This is a genomic window from Streptomyces sp. NPDC038200, from assembly GCF_055600785.1.
The window spans coordinates 227,338-250,778 of record NZ_JBVJYH010000003.1; the positions used below are offsets into that span (position 1 = coordinate 227,338).

General features: G+C 73.2%; 22 protein-coding genes. 14 read left to right on the forward strand and 8 right to left on the reverse strand.

The genetic code is table 11. The features are described from left to right. Positions 1-58 precede the first annotated feature (58 nt). Positions 59-355: a YciI family protein gene (locus tag ACZ7KF_RS08425; protein ID WP_471070348.1), complete on the forward strand. Its 297-nt coding sequence runs from the start codon at positions 59-61 to the stop codon at positions 353-355. An 86-nt stretch (positions 356-441) separates the two neighbouring features. Here the strand turns inward: ACZ7KF_RS08425 and ACZ7KF_RS08430 are convergent, their stop codons facing one another. Further along, positions 442-780: a plasmid stabilization protein gene (locus tag ACZ7KF_RS08430; RefSeq protein ID WP_471070350.1), complete on the reverse strand. Its 339-nt coding sequence runs from the start codon at positions 778-780 to the stop codon at positions 442-444. Between the two features lie 56 nt (positions 781-836). Beyond that, entirely contained in the window at positions 837-1,970 is a 1,134-nt protein-coding gene (locus ACZ7KF_RS08435) for a WD40/YVTN/BNR-like repeat-containing protein (RefSeq protein WP_471070351.1), read from the reverse strand. 218 nt (positions 1,971-2,188) lie between these two features. Here ACZ7KF_RS08435 and ssgD point away from each other — a divergent pair, with 218 nt between their 5' ends. The 4 genes from ssgD (at position 2,189) to ACZ7KF_RS08455 (ending at position 6,649) form a co-directional block, all read left to right on the forward strand. Beyond that, positions 2,189-2,605 carry a spore wall synthesis regulator SsgD gene (gene ssgD / locus ACZ7KF_RS08440; RefSeq protein WP_471070353.1) on the forward strand — a complete coding sequence of 139 codons (417 nt, stop codon included), beginning with the start codon at positions 2,189-2,191 and terminating at the stop codon, positions 2,603-2,605. A 294-nt stretch (positions 2,606-2,899) separates the two neighbouring features. Beyond that, positions 2,900-4,525 (forward strand): ABC-F family ATP-binding cassette domain-containing protein, encoded by a 1,626-nt coding sequence (locus tag ACZ7KF_RS08445; protein WP_471070355.1) that lies wholly within the window; start codon positions 2,900-2,902, stop codon positions 4,523-4,525. A 145-nt stretch (positions 4,526-4,670) separates the two neighbouring features. Next, positions 4,671-5,447 carry a dimethylargininase gene (gene ddaH, locus ACZ7KF_RS08450; protein WP_471070357.1) on the forward strand — a complete coding sequence of 259 codons (777 nt, stop codon included), beginning with the start codon at positions 4,671-4,673 and terminating at the stop codon, positions 5,445-5,447. A gap of 227 nt (positions 5,448-5,674) precedes the next feature. After that, on the forward strand, positions 5,675-6,649 hold the full coding sequence (locus ACZ7KF_RS08455) for an acyl-ACP desaturase (protein ID WP_471070359.1): 975 nt from the start codon (positions 5,675-5,677) through the stop codon (positions 6,647-6,649). Positions 6,650-6,802: 153 nt separating this feature from the next. Here the strand turns inward: ACZ7KF_RS08455 and ACZ7KF_RS08460 are convergent, their stop codons facing one another. Further along, positions 6,803-7,048, reverse strand: coding sequence for a WhiB family transcriptional regulator (locus ACZ7KF_RS08460; protein WP_225828358.1), 246 nt, complete (start codon positions 7,046-7,048; stop codon positions 6,803-6,805). A 270-nt stretch (positions 7,049-7,318) separates the two neighbouring features. On the opposite strand from ACZ7KF_RS08460, the gene ACZ7KF_RS08465 reads away from it, so the two are divergent. Then, positions 7,319-8,110, forward strand: coding sequence for a VOC family protein (locus tag ACZ7KF_RS08465; protein ID WP_471070360.1), 792 nt, complete (start codon positions 7,319-7,321; stop codon positions 8,108-8,110). 15 nt (positions 8,111-8,125) lie between these two features. Here the strand turns inward: ACZ7KF_RS08465 and ACZ7KF_RS08470 are convergent, their stop codons facing one another. Further along, on the reverse strand, positions 8,126-9,229 hold the full coding sequence (locus ACZ7KF_RS08470) for a LacI family DNA-binding transcriptional regulator (protein ID WP_471070361.1): 1,104 nt from the start codon (positions 9,227-9,229) through the stop codon (positions 8,126-8,128). Between the two features lie 136 nt (positions 9,230-9,365). Continuing rightward, positions 9,366-10,385: a non-homologous end-joining DNA ligase gene (gene ligD / locus ACZ7KF_RS08475; RefSeq protein ID WP_471070363.1), complete on the reverse strand. Its 1,020-nt coding sequence runs from the start codon at positions 10,383-10,385 to the stop codon at positions 9,366-9,368. Between the two features lie 74 nt (positions 10,386-10,459). On the opposite strand from ligD, the gene ACZ7KF_RS08480 reads away from it, so the two are divergent. Next, a complete protein-coding gene (locus tag ACZ7KF_RS08480; RefSeq protein WP_471070364.1) occupies positions 10,460-11,536 on the forward strand; it encodes an ATP-dependent DNA ligase in 1,077 nt (358 codons plus the stop codon). Positions 11,537-11,667: 131 nt separating this feature from the next. On the opposite strand, the gene ACZ7KF_RS08485 is transcribed toward ACZ7KF_RS08480, so the two are convergent. Then, positions 11,668-12,858 carry a zinc-dependent alcohol dehydrogenase gene (locus tag ACZ7KF_RS08485; protein ID WP_471070365.1) on the reverse strand — a complete coding sequence of 397 codons (1,191 nt, stop codon included), beginning with the start codon at positions 12,856-12,858 and terminating at the stop codon, positions 11,668-11,670. Positions 12,859-13,010: 152 nt separating this feature from the next. Continuing rightward, positions 13,011-13,475: a MarR family winged helix-turn-helix transcriptional regulator gene (locus ACZ7KF_RS08490; protein WP_471070367.1), complete on the reverse strand. Its 465-nt coding sequence runs from the start codon at positions 13,473-13,475 to the stop codon at positions 13,011-13,013. A 227-nt stretch (positions 13,476-13,702) separates the two neighbouring features. Here ACZ7KF_RS08490 and ACZ7KF_RS08495 point away from each other — a divergent pair, with 227 nt between their 5' ends. From ACZ7KF_RS08495 to pcaDC, 6 genes are all read left to right on the forward strand, one after another. Beyond that, positions 13,703-14,458 (forward strand): CoA transferase subunit A, encoded by a 756-nt coding sequence (locus ACZ7KF_RS08495; RefSeq protein ID WP_471070368.1) that lies wholly within the window; start codon positions 13,703-13,705, stop codon positions 14,456-14,458. Continuing rightward, positions 14,458-15,102, forward strand: coding sequence for a CoA transferase subunit B (locus tag ACZ7KF_RS08500; RefSeq protein WP_471070370.1), 645 nt, complete (start codon positions 14,458-14,460; stop codon positions 15,100-15,102). Before ACZ7KF_RS08495 ends, ACZ7KF_RS08500 begins: the two co-directional genes overlap by 1 nt. Positions 15,103-15,211: 109 nt before the next feature. Beyond that, entirely contained in the window at positions 15,212-15,985 is a 774-nt protein-coding gene (pcaH, locus tag ACZ7KF_RS08505; RefSeq protein ID WP_471070944.1) for a protocatechuate 3,4-dioxygenase subunit beta, read from the forward strand. Between the two features lie 5 nt (positions 15,986-15,990). Beyond that, positions 15,991-16,593, forward strand: a complete 603-nt coding sequence (gene pcaG / locus ACZ7KF_RS08510) for a protocatechuate 3,4-dioxygenase subunit alpha (protein WP_471070372.1) — start codon at positions 15,991-15,993, stop codon at positions 16,591-16,593. Further along, entirely contained in the window at positions 16,590-17,930 is a 1,341-nt protein-coding gene (gene pcaB / locus ACZ7KF_RS08515) for a 3-carboxy-cis,cis-muconate cycloisomerase (RefSeq protein ID WP_471070374.1), read from the forward strand. The genes pcaG and pcaB overlap by 4 nt, the downstream gene beginning before the upstream one ends. Then, entirely contained in the window at positions 17,927-19,060 is a 1,134-nt protein-coding gene (gene pcaDC / locus ACZ7KF_RS08520) for a bifunctional 3-oxoadipate enol-lactonase/4-carboxymuconolactone decarboxylase PcaDC (RefSeq protein ID WP_471070376.1), read from the forward strand. Before pcaB ends, pcaDC begins: the two co-directional genes overlap by 4 nt. Before the next feature lie 67 nt (positions 19,061-19,127). On the opposite strand, the gene ACZ7KF_RS08525 is transcribed toward pcaDC, so the two are convergent. Next, a complete protein-coding gene (locus ACZ7KF_RS08525) occupies positions 19,128-21,812 on the reverse strand; it encodes an ATP-binding protein (protein WP_471070378.1) in 2,685 nt (894 codons plus the stop codon). Between the two features lie 556 nt (positions 21,813-22,368). Here ACZ7KF_RS08525 and ACZ7KF_RS08530 point away from each other — a divergent pair. Further along, positions 22,369-23,403: a DUF2510 domain-containing protein gene (locus tag ACZ7KF_RS08530; RefSeq protein WP_471070380.1), complete on the forward strand. Its 1,035-nt coding sequence runs from the start codon at positions 22,369-22,371 to the stop codon at positions 23,401-23,403. The last annotated feature ends 38 nt before the right edge of the window (positions 23,404-23,441 follow it).

The window sequence follows — 23,441 nt, forward strand, 5'->3', positions numbered from 1 at the left end:
ACGGGCGACTGTACGGGTCCGCTGCGCACCGGCCGCCCGGCGGGGTAGGGTCGTGATCATGTTCGTGCTGGAACTGACCTACACCGCGCCGCTCGACGCCGTGGACGCCGTGCTGCCGGACCATGTGGTCTGGCTGGAGGAGCAGTACGAGCAGGGCGTCTTCCTGGCTTCCGGCCGCAAGAACCCCCGCGACGGCGGGGTGATCCTGGCCGTCGGCGAGGACCGCGACCACATCGAGCGGCTCGTCGCGAGCGATCCGTTCACCGTCGCCGGCGTGTGCGCCTACCGCGTCACGGAGTTCATCGCGACGAAGACGGCTCCCGAACTCGCCCGCCACCGGCAGACGCTCGGCTGAGCCCGAGGGGCCGGCGAAGCGCCGGCCCCTCGGGAACTCGCCGGGGCCGCGGACGGGCCGGTCCGCGGCCGTCCTCGGCCTGGTGGTCAACCCTTCTTGGCGTCCAGCGCGCGCTGAAGCTGGTCCTTGTTCATGTTCGAACGGCCTTCGATGCCGCGCTGCTTGGCCTCGTTGTACAGCTGATCGCGGGTCGGCCCCTGCGAGCCGGCCCGGTTGCCCGACCGCTGACCACCGCGCTTGCTCGACGACATGTCCTGGGTCGAGCTGCGGCTGGCGGTCTTGGACTCGCCGGAGCGGGCACGTTCCTTGTTCACTGTCCGCGCGGCGATCTCCTTGGCGCGCCCGGCGCTCTCGCCCCGGTCCTGCGCGCTCTCCTTGATGTGCTCGTACTGACGTTCGCGCTTGGGGCTGGAACCGGCTGGCATGATCGCTCCCTTCCTTTGCGGCAGGGAACGAGTACCCCGCATTCGGGCAACTCACCTCATCGTTCGAGCCGCGCCACCCGCCCCTGCTCGCCGGACGCCCAGCAGCTCAGGTCGGGTGTGCAGGCCACGGTGTCGTACGAGCCGGTGTCGATCGTCCGCCAGCCGCGGCCGCCGTCGGTGGTCAGGTCGGTGCCGGTCGGGCCGACGGCCAGTGCGGTGGTGCGGCTGTGCGGGAGCCAGGCGGCACCCGAGCGGTACGCGGGCGGCGGGGTGGCGGCGGGCCGCCAGGTGCGGCCGCCGTCGGCGGTGACCGCGGCGGACCGGGGCGAGGACTGGTCGGGACGGTAGTCACCGCCGACGGCGATGCCGTGGGTGCGGTCGCGGAAGGCGAGCGCGAAGACGCCCTTCGCCGGGTCGCCGGCCGGGACCGGCGTGTCCGCGGCGGTCCAGGTCAGCCCGCGGTCGGTGGAGTGCAGCACGCGCGCGTGGGCGCCGCCGCCGGTGGCCAGCCAGACGTCCTCGGGACCGGAGGTGACCAGGCACTGGCCGCTCGCGGCGAAGCCCGCCTCGCCGTCCAGCGCGGGCGGCATGCCGTCCGCGGGCAGCACCCGCCAGGAACGGCCGCCGTCGGCGGTGGACAGGACGCGGAACTTCCCGTCCACGGGGTCGCCCAGGGCGAGGCCGTGGCGGCGGTCGAAGAAGGCGAGGCAGTCGTAGAAGGCCCTCGGGTCGGCGTTACGGAAGGACTCCGTCCAGGTCGTGCCGCCGTCGTCGGTCCGGTAGACGCGGGACGCCTCCCCCTCGCCGATGGCCAGCACCACCGCGCGTCGCGCGTCGAACGCCGTCACGTCCCGGAACTGCAGGTCGGCCGCCCCCGGCGGAGAGACGTTCCGCCAGCTCGTGCCGCCGTCCGTGGTCCGCAGCACCGTGCCGCCGGTGCCGGCCAGCCACGCGGTGCGCCGGTCCACGGCCGCGAGACCACGGAAGCGGATCCGCGGGGTGCCGGGGTCCTTCGCCGCCCAGTGCACGCTCGCCCCGCCGGGGCTTCCCGGCCCGGTGCCGCCCTGCCCGAGCGGCCGGGCCTCGGCCGCCGGGACCGTGAGGGCCGCCAGCGCCGCCGCGCACCCCACCCCCGCCGCCACCAGCCGGCCCGCCCGTGCCCCGCGTAGCGTGCTCCCCAAGCGCCTCATGGCGGGCGAAGCTAGCCGCAGTTCCCCGGCCGCGTCCAGAGGGCCGGCCGTGGCCGCGTGGCGGACGAGCCCGAAGGGCCCCGCGTTCCCGGGGGCATGAACGCGGTGACCGAGGTCACTCGTTCCGCGTGTGCACGCATCGGCCGTTTCCGTCGTCTCTTCCAGTGCCGGGTGTCGCACGCCCGGGCGTAGTCCAGCCGTCACGAGGGAGCAAGGCGTTGTCCACCGTCATCGAGCAGCCCGTAGAGGCCCGTCTCGTCGCCGCCGCACCGCGCATGCCGAGCATTCCCGCCACGCTGCGCTACGACCGGCGTGACCCGTTCGCGATCCGCATGACGTTCCCGGCCCCGGCCACGCTGGAGGGTGTCGAGGTGTGCTGGACCTTCTCCCGTGAACTGCTCACGGCCGGGCTGCAGGGCCCCGAGGGTCAGGGCGACGTCCGCGTGCGGCCGTACGGGTACGACCGCACCGTGCTGGAGTTCCATGCCCCGGAGGGCACCGCGATCGTGCATGTGCGCTCGGGCGAGATCCGGCGGTTCCTGCAGGCGGCGGGTGAACTGGTGCCCGTCGGTCTGGAGCACCTCCACCTCGACCTGGACCACGACCTGGCCGAGCTGATGCGGGACGCCTGCTGAGCGCCACGCGCGCGTGAGGAGTGCGCCGATAATCGCGTTGACACTCCTCCCGGCCCCTCCTACGGTGTACAGCGGTTCTGTTGCCGTCGATGGGAGAAGGACGTTGCTCGTCTGAGGTTCTGAGGCATCGCGTCGCACCGGTGAGGTGTGCGCGGCGTACGACCTCGGCGTCCGAGCCGTCCTTGTGGCACAGGCCTTTTTTCCTGGCCTTCTGCGTGCCAGGCCCTTCGGTTTCCGCCTCGCGGTGTCTCGATACGCGTTCATCCGACCGCATCACACCCTCGCGAGGTGCCCATGTCTGCATCCCTCACCTGTACGTCCCTGTCCTTCACCTGGGCCGACGGCACCGCCGTCTTCGACGGTCTGGACATCGCCTTCGGCCCCGGCAGGACCGGACTCGTCGGCGTCAACGGATCGGGCAAGTCGACCCTGCTCAAGCTGCTGGCCGGGGAACTCACCCCGGCCGAGGGCACCGTCAGGGCGGCCGGCGAGATCGGCTGCCTGCCGCAGAACGTCACGCTCGACACCACGCTCCGCGTGGACCAGGCCCTCGGCATCGCCGAGCGGCGGGCCGCCCTGCACGCCATCGAGGCGGGCGACGTCGCCGAGGAGCACTTCGAGACCGTCGGCGACGACTGGGACGTCGAGGAGCGCGCCCTGGTCGCCCTCGGCGAACTCGGCCTCGGCCGCATCGGCCTGGACCGGACCGTCGGCGAGGTGTCCGGCGGCGAGTCGGTGCTGCTACGGCTCGCCGCGCTGTTGCTGCGCCGCCCCGACATCCTGTTGCTCGACGAACCCACCAACAACCTCGACCTGTACGCGCGCCGGCGCCTGTACCAGGCCGTCGCCTCCTGGCCGGGCGTGCTCATCGTGGTCAGCCACGACCGGGAGCTGCTCGACCTGGTCGACCAGATCGCGGAGCTGCGCTCCGGGGAGGTCACCTGGTACGGCGGCAACTTCTCGGCGTACGAGGAGGCGCTGGCCGTCGAGCAGGAGGCGGCCGAGCGGATGATGCGTGTCGCCGAGGCCGATGTCCGCAAACAGAAGCGCGAACTGGCCGACGCGCAGGTCAAGCTGGCCCGGCGCAAGCGGTACGGGCAGAAGATGTGGGACTCCAAGCGCGAGCCGAAGATCGTCATGGGGGCCCGCAGACGGGCCGCCCAGGAGTCCGCCGGCAAGCACCGCATCATGCACGAGGAGCGGCTGGCCGAGGCCAGGGAACGGCTGGACGAGGCGGCGGAGTCCGTACGGGACGACGACGAGATCCGTATCGACCTGCCGTACACGGCCGTACCGCCAGGCCGGCAGGTGCTCACCCTGGAGAACCTGGAGACGGTCTTCCACGCGCGCGTGGCGGGGGTCCTCGATCTGCGCGGCCCGGAACGGATCGCACTCGTCGGCCGCAACGGCGCCGGCAAGACGACGCTGCTGCGGACCGTCGCGGGGGAACTGGCGCCGGTGAGCGGCGCGGCGACGGCCCACGTCCCGCTGCGGTTCCTGCCCCAGCGGCTGGACGTGCTGGACGACGGGCTGTCGGTCGCCGAGAACGTGGCCCGGTTCGCGCCGGGCGCCACCGACAACCGGATCCGGGCCCGGCTCGCCCGCTTCCTGTTCCGGGGCGCGCGGGCCGACCAGCAGGCGGCCACCCTGTCGGGCGGTGAGCGGTTCCGGGCGGCCCTGGCCGCGCTGATGCTCGCCGAGCCCGCACCCCAGTTGCTGCTCCTCGACGAACCGACCAACAACCTGGACATGGCCAGCGTCCGGCAGCTGACCACGGCCCTGGAGTCGTACGAGGGCGCGCTGATCGTCGCCGGCCACGACCTGCCGTTCCTGGAGTCGATCGGCATCACCCGCTGGCTGCTGATGGAGGGAGGGGAGCTGACGGAGACGACGCCCGGGGCGCTCGGCGACCCGGCCTGACCGGACCGGCCGGGGTCTCAGGACAGGCACAGCCCGACCACGAGGGTTTTGCCCTGGCCGGGGCGCGCTGCATGATGACGGACCGGCGCCCCGACACGGGCGCCGGACACCGCGCCATCGCACCGACCGATTCGAAAGGCCCCTCGTGCCCAGCAAGAAGGCCCTCGTCCGCCGCCCCAGCCCCCGACTCGCCGACGGCCTGGTGACGCACATCGAGCGGGAGCAGGTCGATGTCGGGCTCGCCGGCGAGCAGTGGGAGGCCTATGTCGAGGCCCTCCGTACGCACGGCTGGGAGACGATCGAGGTCGAACCGGCCGACGACTGCCCGGACTCGGTGTTCGTCGAGGACGCCGTCGTCATGTACCGGAACGTGGCGTTGATCACTCGGCCCGGCGCGGACTCCCGGCGGGAGGAGACCGCCGGCGTCGAGGAGGCGGTGGCCCGCCTCGGCTGCTCGGTGAACTGGATCTGGGAGCCGGGCACCCTGGACGGCGGTGACGTCCTGAAGGTCGGCGAGACCGTCTACGTCGGCCGCGGCGGGCGTACCAACGCGGCCGGCGTGCAGCAGGTGCGCGCGGCCTTCGAGCCGCTGGGCGCCCGCGTGGTCGCCGTGCCCGTGAGCAAGGTGCTGCACCTGAAGTCGGCGGTGACCGCGCTGCCCGACGGCACGGTGATCGGGCACATACCGAAGGTGGACCGGCCCTCGCTGTTCCCGGGCTTCCTGTCGGTGCCGGAGGAGGCCGGCGCTCATGTGGTGCTGCTCGGCGGCAGCAAGCTGCTGATGGCGGCGAGCGCCCCGAAGACCGCGGAGTTGCTGACCGATCTCGGCCATGAGGTGGTGACGGTCGACATCAGCGAGTTCGAGAAGCTGGAGGGCTGTGTGACCTGTCTCTCGGTGCGGCTGCGGGAGTTGTACGCCTGACCGGGTGCTTCCCCGCCCCCGACAGCCCCGGGACCTGTGGGTCCGGGGCTGTTCGGCACGCCCACGGAAGGCTCGTACGGGTGGGCTGATCAGCGGTTCTTTATGGCCGTCTTAACCTACGGCTTCGTAACCTACGGCTTCGTAGCCTACGATCACGTAGGTTTCCGGCACCGCTCGCCGGCCCGTCCCCTTCCTTCCCGTCAGTACGGCGTCCCCCTGGAGTTCCTATGACGATCACCTCCCCTCACCTCGGCAGCCCGTCCGTCTGGACCGACGCGCGGCTGCTCTACGCGCTGGAGGAAGTGGTCGAGACCGAGCTGAACCGGCACCTGAAGATCGCCAAGGACTGGATGCCGCACGAGTACGTGCCGTGGAGCGACGCCCGTAACTTCCCCGGCCTGTTCGAGGACGGGGAGGCCTGGGCCAAGGACCAGTCCCAGGTGACGGAGGTCGGCCGTATCGCCCTCGTCGTCAACCTGCTGACCGAGGACAACCTGCCGAGCTACCACCACGAGATCGCCTCGCTCTTCGGCCGGGACGGCGCCTGGGGCACCTGGGTGCACCGCTGGACGGCCGAGGAGGGCCGGCACGGCATCGTGATGCGTGACTACCTGCTGGCCTCGCGCGCGGTGGACCCGGACCAGCTCGAGCGTTTCCGCATGGCGCACATGAGCGAGGGCTTCGAGTCCGACAACCGGCACTCGATGCTGCACTCGGTCGCCTACGTCGCCTTCCAGGAACTCGCCACGCGGATCTCGCACCGCAACACCGGCCACCAGTCCGGGGACCCGGTCTGCGACCGCATGCTGGCCCGCATCGCGACCGACGAGAACCTGCACATGGTCTTCTACCGCAACCTGCTCAAGGCCGCCTTCGAGCTCGCCCCCGACCCGACCATGCAGGCGGTCCGCGACGTCGTGGTGGACTTCCGCATGCCCGGCCACGGCATCCCCGGCTTCGAGCGGGCCGCCGCGCAGATGGCGATCGGCGAGGTCTACAACCTGCGCATCCACCATGACGACGTGCTGCAGCCGGTGCTGCGCTTCCTGAAGGTCATGGAGATCGACGGCCTCGGCCCCGAGGGGCGCCAGGCGCAGGAGGAACTCGGCCTGTTCATGGGCGGGCTGAACGCGGAAGCCCTGAAGTTCGACGAGAAGCTGGCCGCCCGGAAGGCCCGGATGGCGGCACGCGCCGCCGGCTGACGCCCCGCACGGGCCGGGCGGTCGTCGGGCCGGCGGAACGCGTCGGCGGGCGGCCGTCCGGCCTGCCCGGCGGAACGCGTCAGCGGGTGATCGTCCGGCCTGCCCGGGTGAACGCGACGGCGGGCCGTCGCCCGCACTCGCCGGCTGAACGCGTCAGCGGGCGGTGCGCCGCAGGGCGAGGCGCTCCTTCTCCGACAGACCGCCCCAGACGCCGAACCGTTCGTCGTTGGCCAGCGCGTAGTCCAGACAGGCCGGGCGCAGTTCGCACATGGCGCAGATGCGCTTCGCCTCGCGCACCGAGCTGCCGGGCTCGGGGAAGAAGAAGTCCGGCCCCGTCTGCGCGCACAGCGCCTGCGCCTGCCAGGTGTCGTCGGCCGGGGTGATGGTTTCGAAGTGCATGCCCAGGAGCCTGCCCCCCGCCGAAAAACGTTCGATCAACATCGGCTCAACGGCGGACTCGGGGCCTCCGGCCGCCCCGATGATGCTCCCCCGGCCCCGGCATGCGCACGGCGGCGCGCGGAGCGGTGGGAAAACCGGGAGAACGCGCGCCGTCACGCTGGGTGAGAGCCGACGGTGGTGCGGCGCGTCGCGCCGGTCCTGCGGCGATCGGCGGTGGTCGGTGCCAGACTCGGCAGTGCACACGCCGGGACCCTTGCGAGGAGGGCCGAGATGCTCACCACCCGTTTCGTCGACGGCGCCCCCAACTGGATCGACGTCGGCAGCCCCGACATCGACGGTGCCGCCGCCTTCTACGGCGCCCTCTTCGGCTGGCGGTTCCGGTCGGCGGGGCCGGACGCCGGCGGTTACGGCTTCTTCCAGCTGGACGGGCGAACGGTCGCGGGCGGGATGCCGGCCGGCCCCGAGCAGCGACCGCCGTCCTGGACGGTGTACTTCCGGAGCGAGGACGCCCGGGCCACCGCCGAGGCCGCCGAACAGGCCCACGGCACCGTGCTGTTCCAGCCGACGGACGTGAGGGGCCAGGGCCGCATGGCGATCGTCGCCGACCAGGCGGGCGCGCCGTTCGGGATCTGGCAGCCCGGGCGGACCGAGGGCGTGGACAAGGCGGGCGAGCCGGGCGCGCTGTGCTGGGTCGAGCTGTACACACCGGACGTCGCGGCGGCCGCCGCCTTCTACCACAAGGTGCTCGACCTGGAGACCTGCGCGGTGTCCTTCCCCGGCGGGACGTACACCGGGGTCAATCCCGGTGGTGCCGGGGACGACGCGATGTTCGGCGGGATGGTGCCGATGGCGGACGCGCCCGCCGAGGCGGAGGGCGGTCCGCACTGGCTGCCGTACTTCGAGGTGGAGGACACCGACGCGGTCGTCGCACGGGCGCAGCGCCTCGGCGGGACGGTACGGACGGCCGCGACGAGCGTGCCCGGCGTCGGCCGCATCGCGCGGTTCGCCGACCCGTACGGGGCCCGGTTCGCGGTGATCAGGAGCGAGTCGCCGCAGGACTGAGCCCCTGAGGCGCGGCTACGCGGAACCGCGGCGTATCAGGGTGGTCGGCAGGATCACCGCCGTCGCCCCGGTGCCCAGGGCGCCGGCCGTCGTGCCCTCCCGGTGCCGCCCGTCCGCCAGGCCCTGCAGCAGCAGGCGGGCCATCAGCCGGCCCATCTCCTCGATGTCCTGACGGACGGTCGTCAGCGGTGGGTCGGTCTGTTCGGCGACCGGCACCATGTCGTCGAAGCCGACGACGGCCACGTCCTCGGGCACACGCCGGCCGCTCTCGCGCAGCACCCGCAGGGCGCCCAGCGCGGTGAGGTCGTTGGCGGCGAACACGGCGTCCACGTCCGGGCAGCGGGCCAGGAGTGCACGCATGGCGCGTTCGCCACCGGAGGGGGTGAAGTCGCTCTCCACCACCAGCCGGGGGTCGCTCTCGCCCAGGACGTCGGCCATGACGTCCCGGTAGCCGTCGAGCCGGTCCACCGCCGAAGTCTGGTCCAGCGCCCCGGTGATGTGCGCGACACGCCGGCGCCCGAGGTCCAGGAGGTGCCGCACCGCGACGCGCGCCCCGCCCCGGTTGTCGCAGTCGACGTACACCACTTCCTGGTCCTCCCCGGCCCGCCCGCGTCCGGAGACGGGAGTCCGGGTCTCCTCGCCCCAGTCGGGGCGCCCGCCGAACACCGTGGGGACGCCGGCGTCCTGGATGAGGCCGGGCAGCGGGTCGTCCAGGTGCAGGGAGAAGACGAGGGCGCCGTCGACATGGCCGCCGGCGAGATACCGGGCCACCCGCGCGTGGTCGGCACGGCCCTCGGTGAGCAGCAGCACCAGCTGGTTGTCGTGCGCGGTCAGCTCCTTGCTGATGCCGCGCAGCTGGAGGGCGAAGAAGGGGTCGGCGAAGACGCGGGACTCGGGCTCGGCGATGACGACCGCGACGGCGTCGTGCCGCCGGGTGACGAGACTGCGCGCCGCCTGGTTGGGGACGTACCCCAGTTCCTCCACCGCCCGCCGGACCCGCTCGGCCAGCGGCTCGCGCACCCCGTCGCCACCGTTGACCACTCGGGACACGGTGGCCCGGGACACGCCGGCCCGCGCGGCCACGGCCTCCAGCGTGGGACGCGACACTGCCTCGGTCACTTCGGCTCCTCATCGGCGGCTGGCGATCAGGATAGCCGCGGGACACCGGTGCGGTCCGGCCTCCGGAGCGCTTGCGGTCGGCATCCGCCCCTCCCCGCCGCGTTCGCTCACCGGTCGTCGGTGCCGGGTCGCGCCGTCAGGTCGAGGATTCCCGTCGGGCCCGGCTCGGCTGGACGCGTGTGGGTTCGCCGGGCATCTTCGGGTACTCCGGCGGATACGGCAGGTCGCCCAGGCCGTGCTCGTGTTCGTCCCGGCGGGCCAGCTCCAGCAGGGCGTCCAGGGAGTAGGCGTGGTCGTCCATGTCGGCGTGGAGGTCACCGAGTTCGGCGAACCGGGCCGGCATGGTGGCGAGGTCGAAGTCACGGGGCTGCGCGACACCGACCTCCTCCCAGCGCAGCGGCGCCGAGACGGGGGCGTGCGGGCGGGGGCGTACGGAGTACGCGGAGGCGATGGTGCGGTCGCGGGCGGTCTGGTTGTAGTCCAGGAAGATGCGCTCGCCGCGCTCCTCCTTCCACCACTTGATGGTCACCTGGTCGGGCATCCGGCGTGCCATCTCCCGGCCCACCGCGATCGCCGCACGGCGCACCTGGGTGAAGGTCCAGCGCGGTTCGATGGGGACGAAGACGTGCAGGCCCCGGCCGCCCGACGTCTTCGGCCAGCCGCGCAGCCCGCCGAACTCGTCCAGGACGGCGCGCAGTTCGTGGGCGGCGCGGGCCGCGTCGGCGTAGTCGGTGCCGGGCTGGGGGTCGAGGTCGATGCGGAGTTCGTCGGGGTGGTCGACGTCGGTGGCGCGGACCGGCCAGGGGTGGAAGGTGAGGGTGCCGTACTGCGCGGCCCACACCACGGCGGCCTCTTCGGTGGGGCACATCTCGTCGGCGCTGCGCCCGCTGGGGAAGGTGATGTGGGCGGTCGGGATCCAGTCGGGCATGCCCTTGGGGGCCCGCTTCTGGTAGAACCACTCGCCGCCGACGCCGTCCGGGTAGCGTTCCAGGGTGGTGGGGCGGTTGCGCAGGGCGCGCAGGATGCCGGGGGCGACGGAGGCGTAGTACCGGGCGAGATCCAGCTTGGTGAACCCCCGTTCCGGGAAGAACACCTTGTCCGGGCTGGACAGCCGTACGGTCCGGCCGGCCAGCTCCAGTTCCACCGCTTCACCCATGCGGCCACGGTAGGCGTCCCCCGCACAGTGCGCACACCGGGCGAAGCCGTACGTGTGCGCGCAGAATCGGTCTCATGGATCTCCCCGTCATGCCGCCCGTGAAGCCGATGCTCGCCAAGTCGGTGGCGAAGATCCCGCCGGGTATGCACTACGAGGCGAAGTGGGACGGTTTCCGGGCGATCGTGTTCCGGGACGGGGCCGAGGTCGAGCTGGGCAGCCGCACCGGTAAGCCGCTGACCAGGTACTTTCCCGAGCTGGCCGAGGCGTTGAAGGAGCGGGTGCCCGAGCGGTGCGTGCTGGACGGGGAGATCGTGATCGCGCGGAACGGCCGGCTGGACTTCGACGCGCTGACGGAGCGGATCCACCCGGCGGCCTCCCGGGTGCGGATGCTGGCCGAGAAGACCCCCGCCTCCTTCGTCGCCTTCGACCTGCTGGCCCTGGACGACCACGCCCTGCTCGACGTGCCGTTGACCGACCGGCGCGCCCTGCTGGACCGGGCCCTCGCGGACGCGACCCCACCGGTGCACGTGGCGCCGGCGACGACCGACATCGAGGTGGCCCGGCAGTGGTTCGAGCAGTTCGAGGGGGCCGGTCTCGACGGGGTCGTCGCCAAGCCGCTCACTCTGCGCTATCTGCAGGACGAGCGGGCCATGTTCAAGATCAAGCACGAGCGGACGGCGGACGTCGTCGTCGCCGGGTACCGCTTCCACAAGAGCGGCCCGGTGGTGGGCTCGCTGCTGCTGGGACTGTACGACGCGGGGGGACGGCTCCAGCACGTGGGCGTGTCGGCGGCCTTCCCCATGAAGAGACGCGCCGAACTGGTGGACGAGCTGGAGCCGCTGCGCCTGGACGACGTGTCCGGGCACCCGTGGGCCGCCTGGTCGGAGGAGGCCGCACACGAGACGGCCCGGCTGCCGGGAGCGCCGAGCCGCTGGTCCGGCAAGAAGGACCTGTCGTGGGTGCCGCTCCGGCCGGAGCGGGTGGCCGAGGTGGCGTACGACCACATGGAGAACGGGCAGCGGTTCCGGCACACGGCACGCTTCCGCCGCTGGCGTCCGGACCGCACTCCGGAGAGCTGCACGTACGCCCAGCTGGAGGAGCCGGTGTGCTACGACCTGGCGGAGATCCTCGGCGAGAAGCACCACGGCTGAGCCGGCGCCACCCTCGCGGCGACCACCCGGGCCGTGCTCCCGGCTCCGGCCGGCGCTCCTGCTCCGCTCGCACTCCGGCTCCGGCTCCGGCCACCGCCGCGGCTACGGCCGCGCTTCGAACACGCTCTCGGCTACGGCTGCATGAGGATCTTGATGGCGCCCTCCTGCTTGCGCTGGAACATCTCGTAGGCGTGCGGCGCCTCGGCCAGGGGCAGCCGGTGCGTGGCGAAGTCGTCGACGCCGAGCGGGTCCTCGTCCGTCAGGAAGGGCATGATCTGGTCGGTCCAGCGGCGGACGTTGGCCTGGCCCATGCGGAGCTGGATCTGCTTGTCGAAGAGGGTCAGCATCGGCAAAGGGTCGGCCATGCCGCCGTAGACACCGCTGAGCGAGATCGTGCCGCCGCGGCGGACCAGGTCGATCGCCATGTAGAGGGCGCCCATCCGGTCGATGCTGAAGCGTTCGGCGAGCGGGCCGCTGAGCTTGCGGGGCATGAGCGCGGTGGCCGTCTGGGCCAGCTTGGCGGCGTGACTGCCGTGGGCCTCGGTGCCGACGGCGTCGATCACCGCGTCCGGACCCCGGCCGCCGGTCTCGTCCTGGATGGCGTGGACCAGCGCCTTCTCGTCGTCGAAGGCCCGGAGGTCGTAGGTCTGCACACCGCGCCGGTTCGCCCGGGCGAGCCGCTCCGGGACCAGGTCGACGCCGAAGACCTTCTCGGCGCCGCGGGCCAGGGCGAGGCGGCAGGCCATGTCGCCGATCGGGCCGAGCCCCAGGACGGCGAGGGTGCCGCCGGGCGGGACCGCGGCGTACTCGACGGCCTGCCAGGCGGTGGGCAGTACGTCGGAGAGGTAGACGAACCGGTCGTCCGACGGGCCCTCCGGCACCTTGATCGGGCCGAACTGCGCCTGCGGGACGCGCAGATACTCCGCCTGCGCGCCCGGTACGGCGCCGTAGAGGCGGGTGTAGCCGAACAGGGCTGCGCCCATGCCCTCGCCCGTGACCTGCGTGGTCTCGCACTGGGTGGGCAGCCCGGTGTCGCACATGAAGCAGTGCCCGCAGGCGATCTGGAAGGGCACCACGACCCGGTCGCCGGGCCGCAGGTTCGTCACCTCGGAACCGACCTCCTCCACGATCCCCATGGGTTCATGGCCGAGGATGTCCCCCGGCGTCATGAACGGAGTGAGCACCTCGTAGAGATGCAGGTCGGAGCCGCACAGTCCGGTGGAGGTGATGCGGATGACGGCGTCCGTGGGTTCCTCGATCCGGGGGTCGGGCACCTCCTCGACCCTGACGTCCCGCTTTCCCTGCCAGGTCACTGCCTTCATGGGTCGTGCTCCCTAGGTTTCCGTACGACTGCGTCCTCTCTGCGGTGGCGGCCGGGTACCCCCGCGCCCCCGCACCGAACCGCGGCCGGGACATGACCGGAAGCGGGCGACGGCAACGGCGACCGACGACGACCGGTGGCGGGGCATGGCGGTCAGCCCCGGGCGGCCGGCGGCTCGGCCGGGTTGCGCAGTCCCTCGGCCGCGTCCGCGACCCGGCCGATGAGGTCGAAGAACACGGTCTGCTCCGCGGCGGACAGCGGGGCGAGGAACACCTGGTTCATCCGGGCGGTCCGCACGGTCAGCTTGCGGTGGGTGCGCAGGCCGTCGTCGGTGAGGCGGAGCAGGAAGCGCCGGCCGTCCCGCGGGTCGCGCACCTTGTGCAGCAGCCCCCGGCGGTCGAGCCGGCTGATGACCTCGGCGATCGTGGACCGGTCCAGGCCCACGCGCTCCCCCACCGTCCGCTGGTCGAGTCCCGGCTCGGCGACGAGCGTGTTCATGACCGCGAACTGCGGCGAGGTGATCTCCTCCGAGACCATCGTGTTCCACAGCAGGTAGTGCGCCTGCTGGAGCCGCCGGGCCAGATGCCCGGGATGGGTGGCGAGATCCACCGCGGCCATGTGCGCTCCCCTGATCGATTCGTTGGTGCACTGAACAATACCCGGCGCCTCAGCCGCCCGTATCGGCTCGTTCGTCGCATCGACGCACCTCTTGACGGTCGTCGCCGCCGGTGGCAGCGTGATGAGCACCTCACCGAATGCTCAGTGCGCTGAGCATCTGGGGACGCTGAGCATCTGTAGGCGCTGAGCATCTGTTTCCTGACGAACCGCAGAGAGGGGGCTTCACGGTGGACAAGGTGGTCGCCACGGCCGGGGAGGCGGTGGCCGATGTGCCGGACGGCGCCTCACTGGCGGTGGGCGGTTTCGGGCTGAGCGGTGTGCCGAACGTGCTGATCCAGGCGCTGCACGAGCGCGGGGTCGGTGCGCTGAGCGTGGTGTCGAACAACTGCGGCGCGATGGAGTCCGGTCTCGCCGTGCTGCTGGCCGCCGGCCGGATCGCCCGGGTGACCGGCTCCTACATCGGCGCGAACAAGGAGTTCGCCCGCCAGTACCTGGCCGGGGAGCTGGAGGTGGAGCTGATCCCGCAGGGCACGCTGGCCGAGCGGCTGCGCGCGGGCGGGGCGGGCATCCCCGCCTTCTACACCCCGGCCGGGGTGGGCACCCAGGTGGCCGAGGGCGGACTGCCCTGGCGCTACGACGGCTCGGGCGGGGTGGCGGTGGCCTCGCCGGCGAAGGAGGTCCGCGCGTTCGACGGCACCGAGTACGTGCTGGAGCGGGGGATCCGCACCGATTTCGCGCTGGTGCGGGCGGCGCGGGGCGATCGGCACGGCAATCTCGTGTTCACCAAGTCGGCCCGGAACTTCAATCCGCTGGCGGCGATGGCCGGCCGGGTCGCGATCGCCGAGGTGGAGGAACTGGTCGAGCCCGGGGAGATCGACCCGGACGCGGTGCATCTGCCGGGCGTCTTCGTGCAGCGGGTGGTGGCGCTGACCTCCGCGGAGGCGGCCGACAAGCGGATCGAGCGGCGGACGGTGAGCGGCTGATGGCCTGGACGCGCGAGGAGATGGCCGCCCGCGCGGCCCGCGAGCTGCACGACGGGCAGTACGTCAACCTCGGCATCGGACTGCCCACGCTGATCCCGAACCATCTGCCCGCGGGAGTGGAGGTGGTGCTGGAGTCGGAGAACGGCATCCTGGGTACCGGCCCCTACCCCACGGAGGACCTGGTCGACCCGGATCTGATCAACGCGGGCAAGGAGACGGTGACGGTCCTGCCGGGGGCGTCCTTCTCCGATTCGGCGCTGTCGTTCGCGATGATCCGGGGCGGGCACGTCGATGTCGCCGTCCTCGGTGCGATGCAGGTCTCCGCGCGCGGGGATCTGGCCAACTGGGCCGTGCCGGGGAAGCTGGTCACCGGGATCGGCGGGGCGATGGATCTGGTCCATGGCGCCCGGCAGGTGATCGTGGTGATGACCCACACGGCGAAGGACGGCTCGGCAAAGATCCTCAAGGAGTGCACGCTGCCGCTCACGGGCAAGGGTTGCGTGAACCGAGTCATCACCGATGTCGCGGTACTGGACGTCACGGACGCCGGACTCGTGCTGACCGAGACCGCGCCGGGTGTCCCCGTGGACGAGGTCGTCGCCCGGACCGCTGCGGACCTGACCATCGGGGGGCACCTGCTGTGAACCCGGTTCCGCGCGACCGGCTTGTCGGCCATCGGTCCGCGGTACTTCGGGCTCGCCCTCGTCCTCGTCCTCGAACGACAGGAAGCGTCGGATACCCATGCCCACCCCCATGCCCCTCACCCAGCAGGACATCGACCAGGAGATCGCCGCCGAGCACGCGGCCTACGACAAGCGCGTGGCCGAGGGCGCACCCGTCGAGCACCACCCCCGGCGCGACTACGCGCCCTACCGTTCCTCCCTGCTGCGCCATCCGAAGCAGCCGCTGGTGGCGATCGACACCGGCAAGGACCCCGAACTGGTGGAGCTGTACTCCCCCGCCTTCGGGGAACGCGACATCACCGAGGTCGACAACGACCTCACCCGGCAGCACACCGGGGAGCCGATCGGCGAGCGGATCACCGTCTCCGGGCGGCTGCTGGACCGGCACGGGCGCCCGGTCCGCGGCCAGCTCATCGAGATCTGGCAGGCCAACTCGGCCGGCCGCTACGCCCATCGGCGCGAGCAGCACGACGCCCCGCTGGACCCGAACTTCACCGGCGCGGGCCGTACCCTCACCGACGCCGACGGCCGTTACCACTTCACCACCATCCGGCCCGGCCCGTATCCCTGGCGCAACCACGTGGGTGCCTGGCGGCCGGCCCACATCCACTTCTCGGTGTTCGGCACGGCGTTCACGCAGCGGCTGGTGACCCAGATGTACTTCCCGAACGATCCGCTGTTCCCCCACGACCCGATCCTGCAGTCGGTGACGGACGACGCGGCCCGGCAGCGGCTGGTCGCCGCCTACGACCACGGCCTGTCGGTGCCGGAGTTCTCCCTCGGCTACCACTGGGACGTCGTGCTGGACGGCCCGGCCGCCACCTGGACGGAAGAAGGACGCTGACCGCCATGACGCTCACCGACACGAGCGGCCCCGAGCGGGTGCCGCCCACCCCTTCCCACACGGTCGGCCCGTTCTACGGTCACGCGCTGCCGTTCCGCGACGGCGAGGAGATCGCGCCGCTCGGTCACCCGGACACGGTCACCGTGCGCGGGCACGTCCTCGACGGCGCGGGCGCCCCGGTGCCCGACGCGCTCGTCGAACTGTGGGGCCCCCGTCCCGACGGGACCGTGCCGCGGGTCGACGGTTCCCTCCGGCGCGACCCGGCCACCGGCGGCCACCTGGGCCGCAACGGCGTCGAGTTCACCGGCTGGGGCCGCAGCCAGACCGACGCGAACGGCCACTGGTACGCTCGCACGCTGCGCCCCGGCGCGCGCGGGCGGAACGCGCCGTACCTCAGCGTGTGCGTCTTCGCGCGCGGCCTGCTCGTCCACCTGTTCACCCGTCTCTACCTGCCGGGCGACGAGACCGCCCTGGCCGCCGACCCGCTGCTCACCCGGGTGGGCGACCGGCGCTCCACGCTGATCGCGCACGACGAGGGAGGCGGCACCTACCGTTTCGACATCCGCCTTCAGGGTGAGGGCGAGACGGTCTTCCTGGAGTTCCTGTGACTTTTGCGTCCCCTCCCTACGCCGACACCGGCCTGCTCGCGCCCGAATGGGGGCTGTCGGGTGCCGCGTCCGAGACCGGTGACCACGCGTATCTGCGGGCGCTGCTCGACGCCGAGGCCGCGCTGACCCGGGCGCAGGCCGCGCTGGGGCTGGCCCCGCGGGAGGCCGCGGCGGCGGTGACCGAGGCGGCCGTGCCGGACCGGTTCGGCATCCGCTCCCTGGCGGCGCGGACCCGGGACGGCGGCAACCCGGTCATCCCGCTGGTCGCCGATCTGACCGCGGAGGTCGGCGCGGAGCACGGGCCCTACGTCCACCGGGGCGCCACCAGCCAGGACATCATGGACACGGCGACGATGCTGGTCGCCGTGCGCACCCTCGGCGTGGTCCTGGCCGACCTCGGCCGCACCGAGCGGGCGCTCGCCGGGCTCGCCGCGGAGCACCGGGACACGGTCCTGCCGGGGCGGACGCTCACCCAGCACGCCGTACCGACGACGTTCGGGCTGAAGGCCGCCGGCTGGCGTTCGCTGGTCCTGGACGCGCGTGACCGCATCACCCGGGTACGGGACTCGCTGCCCGCCCAGCTCGGCGGAGCGGCCGGGACCCTGGCGGCCTTCCGGGCGTACGGCGCCGAGGACGCCACCGCCCTGACCCGGGCGTACGCCCGCGAGACCGGCCTCGCGGCGCCGGCACTGCCCTGGCACACCCTGCGCACGCCGATCGCGGACCTGGCGGGATGCCTGGCGGTCACCGCGGGCGCGCTGGGCAAGTTCGCCGTGGACGTGCTGACGCTGTCGCGTACCGAGATCGGTGAGCTGAGCGAGGGCGGCGGCGGTGGTTCGTCGGCCATGCCGCACAAGGCGAACCCGGTGCGCGCCACGCTCCTGCTGGCCGCGGCCCGGCGCGCGCCCCAGCTCGCGGCCACGCTCCAGGGCTGCCTCGTCGCCGAGGACGAGCGGCCGGCCGGTGCCTGGCATGCCGAGTGGGAGCCGCTGCGCGACCTGCTCCGGCTGGTGGGCGGCGGGGCCTCGCACGCGGCCGAGCTGGCCGAGGGGCTGCGGGTGCACCCGGCCGCGATGCGCCGCAACCTCGGCATCACCCGGGGCCTGATCGTCTCCGAACGGCTGTCCGCCGCCCTCACCCCCGTCCTCGGCCGTGCGCGGGCCGGGGAGCTGCTGACCGAACTGGCCCGCCGCGCCCACGCGGAGAACCGGCCCTTGCGTGAACTGCTCGGCGAACAGGCCGAGTTGCAGGACATCGACCTGGACGACCTCGGGGATCCGGCGCACTACACGGGTTTCGCGGGGCTCCTCACCGACCGTGCGCTGGAGCGACGTTGACCGTGAAACTCCTCGATCACCTGGAAGAAGGGTCGCCCGCCGCGCCGCCCCTGCTGCTGGGGCCCTCGCTGGGCACCTCCCACGCCCTGTGGGACCAGGTCGCGCCCGAGCTGTCCGCCGGACACCGGGTGGTCCGCTGGGACCTGCCGGGGCACGGGGGCTCGGCGGCGGACCTGATCGGGCCGGGCGCCACCGTCGCCGACCTGGCCGCGCTGGTACTGGAACTCGCCGACGCGCTCGGCATCGGCCGGTTCGCCTACGCGGGCGTCTCCCTGGGCGGCGCCGTCGGCCTCCACCTGGCCGTCCACCACCCCGAGCGGCTGTCCTCCCTCGCGGTGCTGTGCTCCTCCGCGCACTTCGGCGGGGAGGCGCCCTGGCGGGAGCGGGCGCAGCGGGTGCGCCGCGAAGGTCTGGAGTGGCTGGTGGAGAGCGCCGAAGCGCGCTGGTTCACGCCCGGGTTCAGCGTGCCGCGACTGGTGCGGGACCATCGGGAGGCCGACCCGGACGCGTATGCCGCCTGCTGCGACGCGCTCGCCGCGTTCGACCTGCGCGACCGGCTCACGGAGATCACCGTACCGACACTCCTCGTGGCGGGCCGGCAGGACCCGGCGACCCCGCCCGCGCATCTGCGGGAGATCGCCGACGCGGTGCCGGCGGCGACGCTGGTGGAGCTGCCCGGGGCCTCCCACCTGGCGCCGGCGCAGTGTCCGCGGGCCGTGCTGACCGCACTGCGCACCCAGCTCGACGGGCCGCCGCCGAGCGGCACGGCGGTGCGCCGGGAGGTGCTGGGCGACGCCCACGTGGACCGCGCGCAGGCTCGGCAGACCCCGTTCACCGCCCGCTTCCAGGACTTCATCTCGCGCTACGCCTGGGGGGAGATCTGGACCGACCCGACGCTGTCCCGCCGCGAGCGCAGCATGATCACGCTGACCGCGCTGGTCGCCCACGGCCACCACGAGGAGCTGGCGATGCACGTCCGGGCGGCGCGGCGCAACGGGCTGACGCCGGAGGAGATCGGCGCGGTGCTGCTCCAGACGGCGGTGTACTGCGGGGTGCCGGCGGCCAACTCGGCGTTCGCGACGGCGCAGCGCGTGCTCGCCGAGGAGGAGGCGGACCGGGACCGGGGATGACCCCGCCGGTCGCGCTCTCGGCAACAGCTCGTCCCGGCGCCGCGGTTGCCGACCGTGTGAGGTCCTCTCAGCGCAGGCCCCGGCCCGTCTCCAGTACGTCCCGTGCCTGGGTCACGAGCCCCTCCGCGCCGCAGGCGCGGGCGAGGTCCAGGCCGCGGTTGAGTTCCGCGATCGAGCGGGCGGCGATGCCGTACTCGACGCGGGCCGCCGCGTGTTCGTACTGGCAGGGCGAGGCCTCCAGGTAGGTGACGGCCCGGGCGGCGAGCTGCACCGCCCGCTGGCCCGTCTCCAGGGCGGCGGCGCAGCGCAGGGCTTCGCCGATCGCGGTGTCCGTGCCGAACCGCTCGGCCTGCCGGCGGGCGTCGGACGCGAGCTGGGCGGCCCGGGCCGGGTCCTGTCCGGCGAGGGCCTTGGCCAGGTCGATGGACCAGGGAGCGAGGACCGGGTTGTGGCCGCCGCGGGAGGCGGCGGTCTTCTCGGCGGCCTCCAGTTCGTTGATGCCCTCCTCGGTCCTGCCCACGGCGAGCAGCAGCCGGCCGCGTACGGAGCGGATGTCGGGCAGCACGATGGTGGACGGGTACGGCGGCGCGAAGCCGTACTGTTCGGCGACCGACCAGGCTTCCTCGACCCGCCCGCGGGCCAGCAGGGTGTCGACCAGTCCGCAGGTGGACGACCAGTACAGGGGCAGGCGGCGGCCGACGCGTTCGGCGAGCAGCAGGCCCTCGCGCAGGGTGGTCTCGGCGTCGTGCAGCCGGCCCTGCCTGCGGTAGGCGAGCCCGAGGAAGGCGTTGGCCAGGGAGAGATGGCCGCCGCGCCAGCCGGCTCCGGTGTAGACGCGGCGGGCCTCGGCGAACAGGCTCTCCGCGCGGTCGAGGCGGTCGGCGTAGGCGTACGCGCTGCCGAGCATCATCAGCAGCTCCATGCCCCACTCGGGGTCCGTCCAGCCGAGGCCGGGCGCGAGGCGGCCGTTGACGAGGGCGCGGTCGCACAGTGCGAGGACCTCGTCGGCGCTCTCACCGTGGGTCATCGCGTCGAAGCCGCGCAGGACGAGCAGGGCGCGTTCGGCGTTGTCCCGGCCGGTGCAGGTGCTCGCCAGTTCGGCCAGGCGGCGGGAGCGGGCCGGGGAGACGGTCTCGCCGTGGATGCACTCCCACATGAACTGGAAGGCCTGCAACCGCATCCGGACGGGGCCCGCCTCGTGCCGGGCGGCCTCGGCCTCGACCGTTCGGACGGCCTCCTCCAACTGGTCGTTGTGGAGCAGCGCCTGGGAGAGGCGGACGACGGCGTCGACCCGGTCGTCCCCGTCGAGGCCGGGCATGCCGAGCGCGCTCTGCAGCTGGTCGGTGGTGACCGCGGGGTCGGTCAGGAGGTTGGCGCAGCCCAGTTCGTAGAGGACGAGCGCGTGCACCTCGGGGCGGGGCGGCTCCTCCAGCGCGCGTTCCAGGCAGCGGCGGGCGGCGTCGGGCGCGCCGACGGCGAGGTGCTCGCGGGCGGCCTCGCGCAGTTGCTCGACGAGTTCCTCGTCGTCGTCCGGGTGCACCTTCAGCAGGTGCCGGGCGGCCTCGGCGGCGCCGCGGCCCAGCTCGGTGATGATCTGCGCGGCGACTCCGTGCATGGCGGTGCACACGCCGGGCGGGATGGAGTTGTAGACGGCGGTGGCGATGAGCGGATGGACGAACTCCAGCTCGCCGTTGTCGGGTTCGGCGCCGGAGGCGGGGTCGGGCGCGGTGAGGATGCGGGCGGAGCAGAGGAGTTCGGCGCATTGCCGGGCGAGTTCGTGGTTCATGGTGGCGAGGCGGGCGACCATGTCGACGGTGATGCCGGTGCCGAGGATGGCGGCGGCCCAGGCGAACCGGGTGGCCTCCAGGCCGAGGCCCTTGAGCCGGTCGACCAGTCCGCCGCCGCGGGCCGCCCGGTTGAGCGGGCGCAGCTCCGCTGCCTGTGCCTCGACCGGCTGGAGTTCGCTGTCCTGCACCTTGGCGAGGAGTTCGACGGTGTCGTAGGGGTTGCCGCCGGTGACGGCCCAGACCTCGCGGCAGAACGCGTCGTCGGCGTGCCGGCCGACGGTGGCCCGGGTGAGCCCGGCGGTGGCGTCCGGGGTGAGGGCGCTGAGGGTGGTGGCGGGACGGCCCGCGGCGGCGGCGACCGTGTCGAGGAGGCGGGCGCTCTCCCCGCTGACCTCGCCGGGACGACGGGCGACCACGACGAGAACGGAGACGTCGTCGAGGCGTTCGGCGAACGCGGCGAGCCAGCGCAGGGTTTCCTGGTCGGCCCAGTGCGCGTCGTCGAGGAGCAGGACCAGCGGCCATTCTCGGCGGGCGAGCCGGCGTACCGCGGCGACGAGTCCGTCGCAGACGTACTGCGGGTCGGCGTTGCCCTCCTGGGGGTCGGCTATACCGAGGGCGGGGCCGGCGATGTCGTACCAGTCGCCGAGGTACTCGCGGGCCTCCTCGGGCATCAGGGACAGCAGCGCCGGCTGGAGCAGCTGCCGTACGACGTGGAACGGGACGGACTTCAGCGTCTCGGCGCCGCGGGCCGACCAGACGGTGCAGCCGCGCCGTTCGGCGATGCGGCGGGTCTCGGCCAGCAGCGCGGTCTTGCCGAGTCCGGCCTCGCCGCGGAGGACCAGCAGACTGCCCGCGGACGACTGGTCCGCGCACAGGGCTTCGAGTGCCTGTGCGACGGTGGCGATCTCGGCGTCCCGCTCCCACAGGGGAGCCGAGCCGGCCGCCGGCGGCCGTCCCTCCGTCATCCCGTTACCTCCCCAGGTCGCCCGAATGACGTACAGACCCCGAGCGTAGCCGCCCGGCGGGGCCTTCGGTGGCCGGTCGCGGCAGCTGTTGCCCACCCGGGTGAAAGTGGGTGCGGCCGGGCGACACGGCCCCCTGCCCGACCAGCGGACGCAGCGTCAACGGCCCCTGCGGCGGGGCCCGCCGAGGCGGCGCGATCGGTGGGACGAGCACGGCCTCTCGGGACGGCGCAGGGGGGCGGGGGGAAGTAGGGCATCCGGCGGTGGCGCGGTGGGGGTGCGAGGGCAGGGGGTGGCGGTGGCGGCGCGGGGCCGAGCGGTGGCGGGGGGGGACGCGGAGCTTCCAGGGGCGAGTGGAAGGGGCGCGGGTTCGCCGGGGGTGGCGGCGCGGGCGGTGGGCGAGGGAGTGGCGGCCGGGGGGTTCGGGAGGCCGTGCGGGCGAGAGTGGAGGGGTGGTGCGCCCCGGGAATCGAGAAATCCTGGACGGAATGTCCCGGTCCGCGCGCTTCGCGGCGGATCCTCTCATCCCGCTTTCACCGTTGCCTCATACGGTGGGGGCATGACGCAGGTGACTCCTCCCGGGTGGTACCCCGACCCGGGGCAGACGAACGACGGTCCGCCCACCGAGCGCTGGTGGGACGGCAAGGCCTGGACGGACCAGACCCGCCCCGCCGGCACGGCCGCCGCGTGGGGTCCCCCGACGCAGCCGCCGGTCCAGCCGGCACCACCAGCCGGCCCGGTTCCCGCCCCGTACGGCGCCTACCCGCAGCACCCGGGGTATCCGGCGTATCCCGCCCAGCCGTCCGCGCCGTCCCGGCGCGGACTGCGCACGGGCATAGCCGTCGCGGTGACGGCAGCGGTCCTGGCGAGCATAGGCATCGGCGTGTACGCCCTCGCCAAGAACGACGGCGGCAGCGGCGACCGCGCCGGTTCGCAGCAGGGTCCGGACGGCGGGGACCGGGGCGGGCCGCCCGGCGGGCCCGGCGGCTCGGGGGGCTCGGGCGGTTCCGGCGGTTCGGGCGGGGCCTCACCGTCCCCGAACCGGTCCGAGGCGCCCAAGGTCGAGGGCGGCGGGTCGGTGCCGGACCCGGTCAACGGCATCAGCCTGCCGGTGCCGAAGGGCTGGACCGGGCAGACGATCAGCGCCGGCGCCCAGGTGACCTCCGACGACTCCTACAAGTGCCCGGGCAACGCCGCCCAGACGTGCACCGCCGGCGGCGCCTACACGGCTCCGGCGATGGCGCTGAACATCAAGGGCAGCACGGTCGAGGAGATCGCGAAGGCGGACATCGCGGCCAACGCCAAGCAGTCGTACGGCGGCACCACCTACGGAAGCATCACCGCGCACGAGGTGCTGGCCTCCGAGGCGGTGACGGTGGCGGGACAGAAGGGCTACCTGGTGCGCTGGAAGGCGGTCACCAGCAAGGGCGCCGACGGCTATGTCGAGTCCGTCGCCTTCCCCTCGCCCGACAACCCCCAGCAGATCGTCGTGGTCCGCTTCGGCGTGGACGTCGGGCAGAAGCTGTCCGTCATCGACGAGATCCTGAAGGGGATCAAGGCCTCGTCCGGCGGCGGGAACGGCCAGGACGTCTGAGACACGAATCGGCCGGGTGGGATTCCCCTCCGCTCAAG

What these genes read in the sequence shown, in the direction of transcription:
- ACZ7KF_RS08425 (WP_471070348.1), top strand. Translation starts at nt 59, where the DNA reads ATGTTCGTGCTGGAACTGACCTACACCGCGCCGCTCGACGCCGTGGAC.
- ACZ7KF_RS08430 (WP_471070350.1), bottom strand. Translation starts at nt 780, where the DNA reads ATGCCAGCCGGTTCCAGCCCCAAGCGCGAACGTCAGTACGAGCACATC.
- ACZ7KF_RS08435 (WP_471070351.1), bottom strand. Translation starts at nt 1,970, where the DNA reads ATGAGGCGCTTGGGGAGCACGCTACGCGGGGCACGGGCGGGCCGGCTG.
- ACZ7KF_RS08445 (WP_471070355.1), top strand. Translation starts at nt 2,900, where the DNA reads ATGTCTGCATCCCTCACCTGTACGTCCCTGTCCTTCACCTGGGCCGAC.
- ACZ7KF_RS08455 (WP_471070359.1), top strand. Translation starts at nt 5,675, where the DNA reads ATGACGATCACCTCCCCTCACCTCGGCAGCCCGTCCGTCTGGACCGAC.
- ACZ7KF_RS08460 (WP_225828358.1), bottom strand. Translation starts at nt 7,048, where the DNA reads ATGCACTTCGAAACCATCACCCCGGCCGACGACACCTGGCAGGCGCAG.
- ACZ7KF_RS08465 (WP_471070360.1), top strand. Translation starts at nt 7,319, where the DNA reads ATGCTCACCACCCGTTTCGTCGACGGCGCCCCCAACTGGATCGACGTC.
- ligD (WP_471070363.1), bottom strand. Translation starts at nt 10,385, where the DNA reads ATGGGTGAAGCGGTGGAACTGGAGCTGGCCGGCCGGACCGTACGGCTG.
- ACZ7KF_RS08480 (WP_471070364.1), top strand. Translation starts at nt 10,460, where the DNA reads ATGGATCTCCCCGTCATGCCGCCCGTGAAGCCGATGCTCGCCAAGTCG.
- ACZ7KF_RS08485 (WP_471070365.1), bottom strand. Translation starts at nt 12,858, where the DNA reads ATGAAGGCAGTGACCTGGCAGGGAAAGCGGGACGTCAGGGTCGAGGAG.
- ACZ7KF_RS08490 (WP_471070367.1), bottom strand. Translation starts at nt 13,475, where the DNA reads ATGGCCGCGGTGGATCTCGCCACCCATCCCGGGCATCTGGCCCGGCGG.
- ACZ7KF_RS08500 (WP_471070370.1), top strand. Translation starts at nt 14,458, where the DNA reads ATGGCCTGGACGCGCGAGGAGATGGCCGCCCGCGCGGCCCGCGAGCTG.
- pcaH (WP_471070944.1), top strand. Translation starts at nt 15,212, where the DNA reads ATGCCCCTCACCCAGCAGGACATCGACCAGGAGATCGCCGCCGAGCAC.
- pcaG (WP_471070372.1), top strand. Translation starts at nt 15,991, where the DNA reads ATGACGCTCACCGACACGAGCGGCCCCGAGCGGGTGCCGCCCACCCCT.
- ACZ7KF_RS08525 (WP_471070378.1), bottom strand. Translation starts at nt 21,812, where the DNA reads ATGACGGAGGGACGGCCGCCGGCGGCCGGCTCGGCTCCCCTGTGGGAG.
- ACZ7KF_RS08530 (WP_471070380.1), top strand. Translation starts at nt 22,369, where the DNA reads ATGACGCAGGTGACTCCTCCCGGGTGGTACCCCGACCCGGGGCAGACG.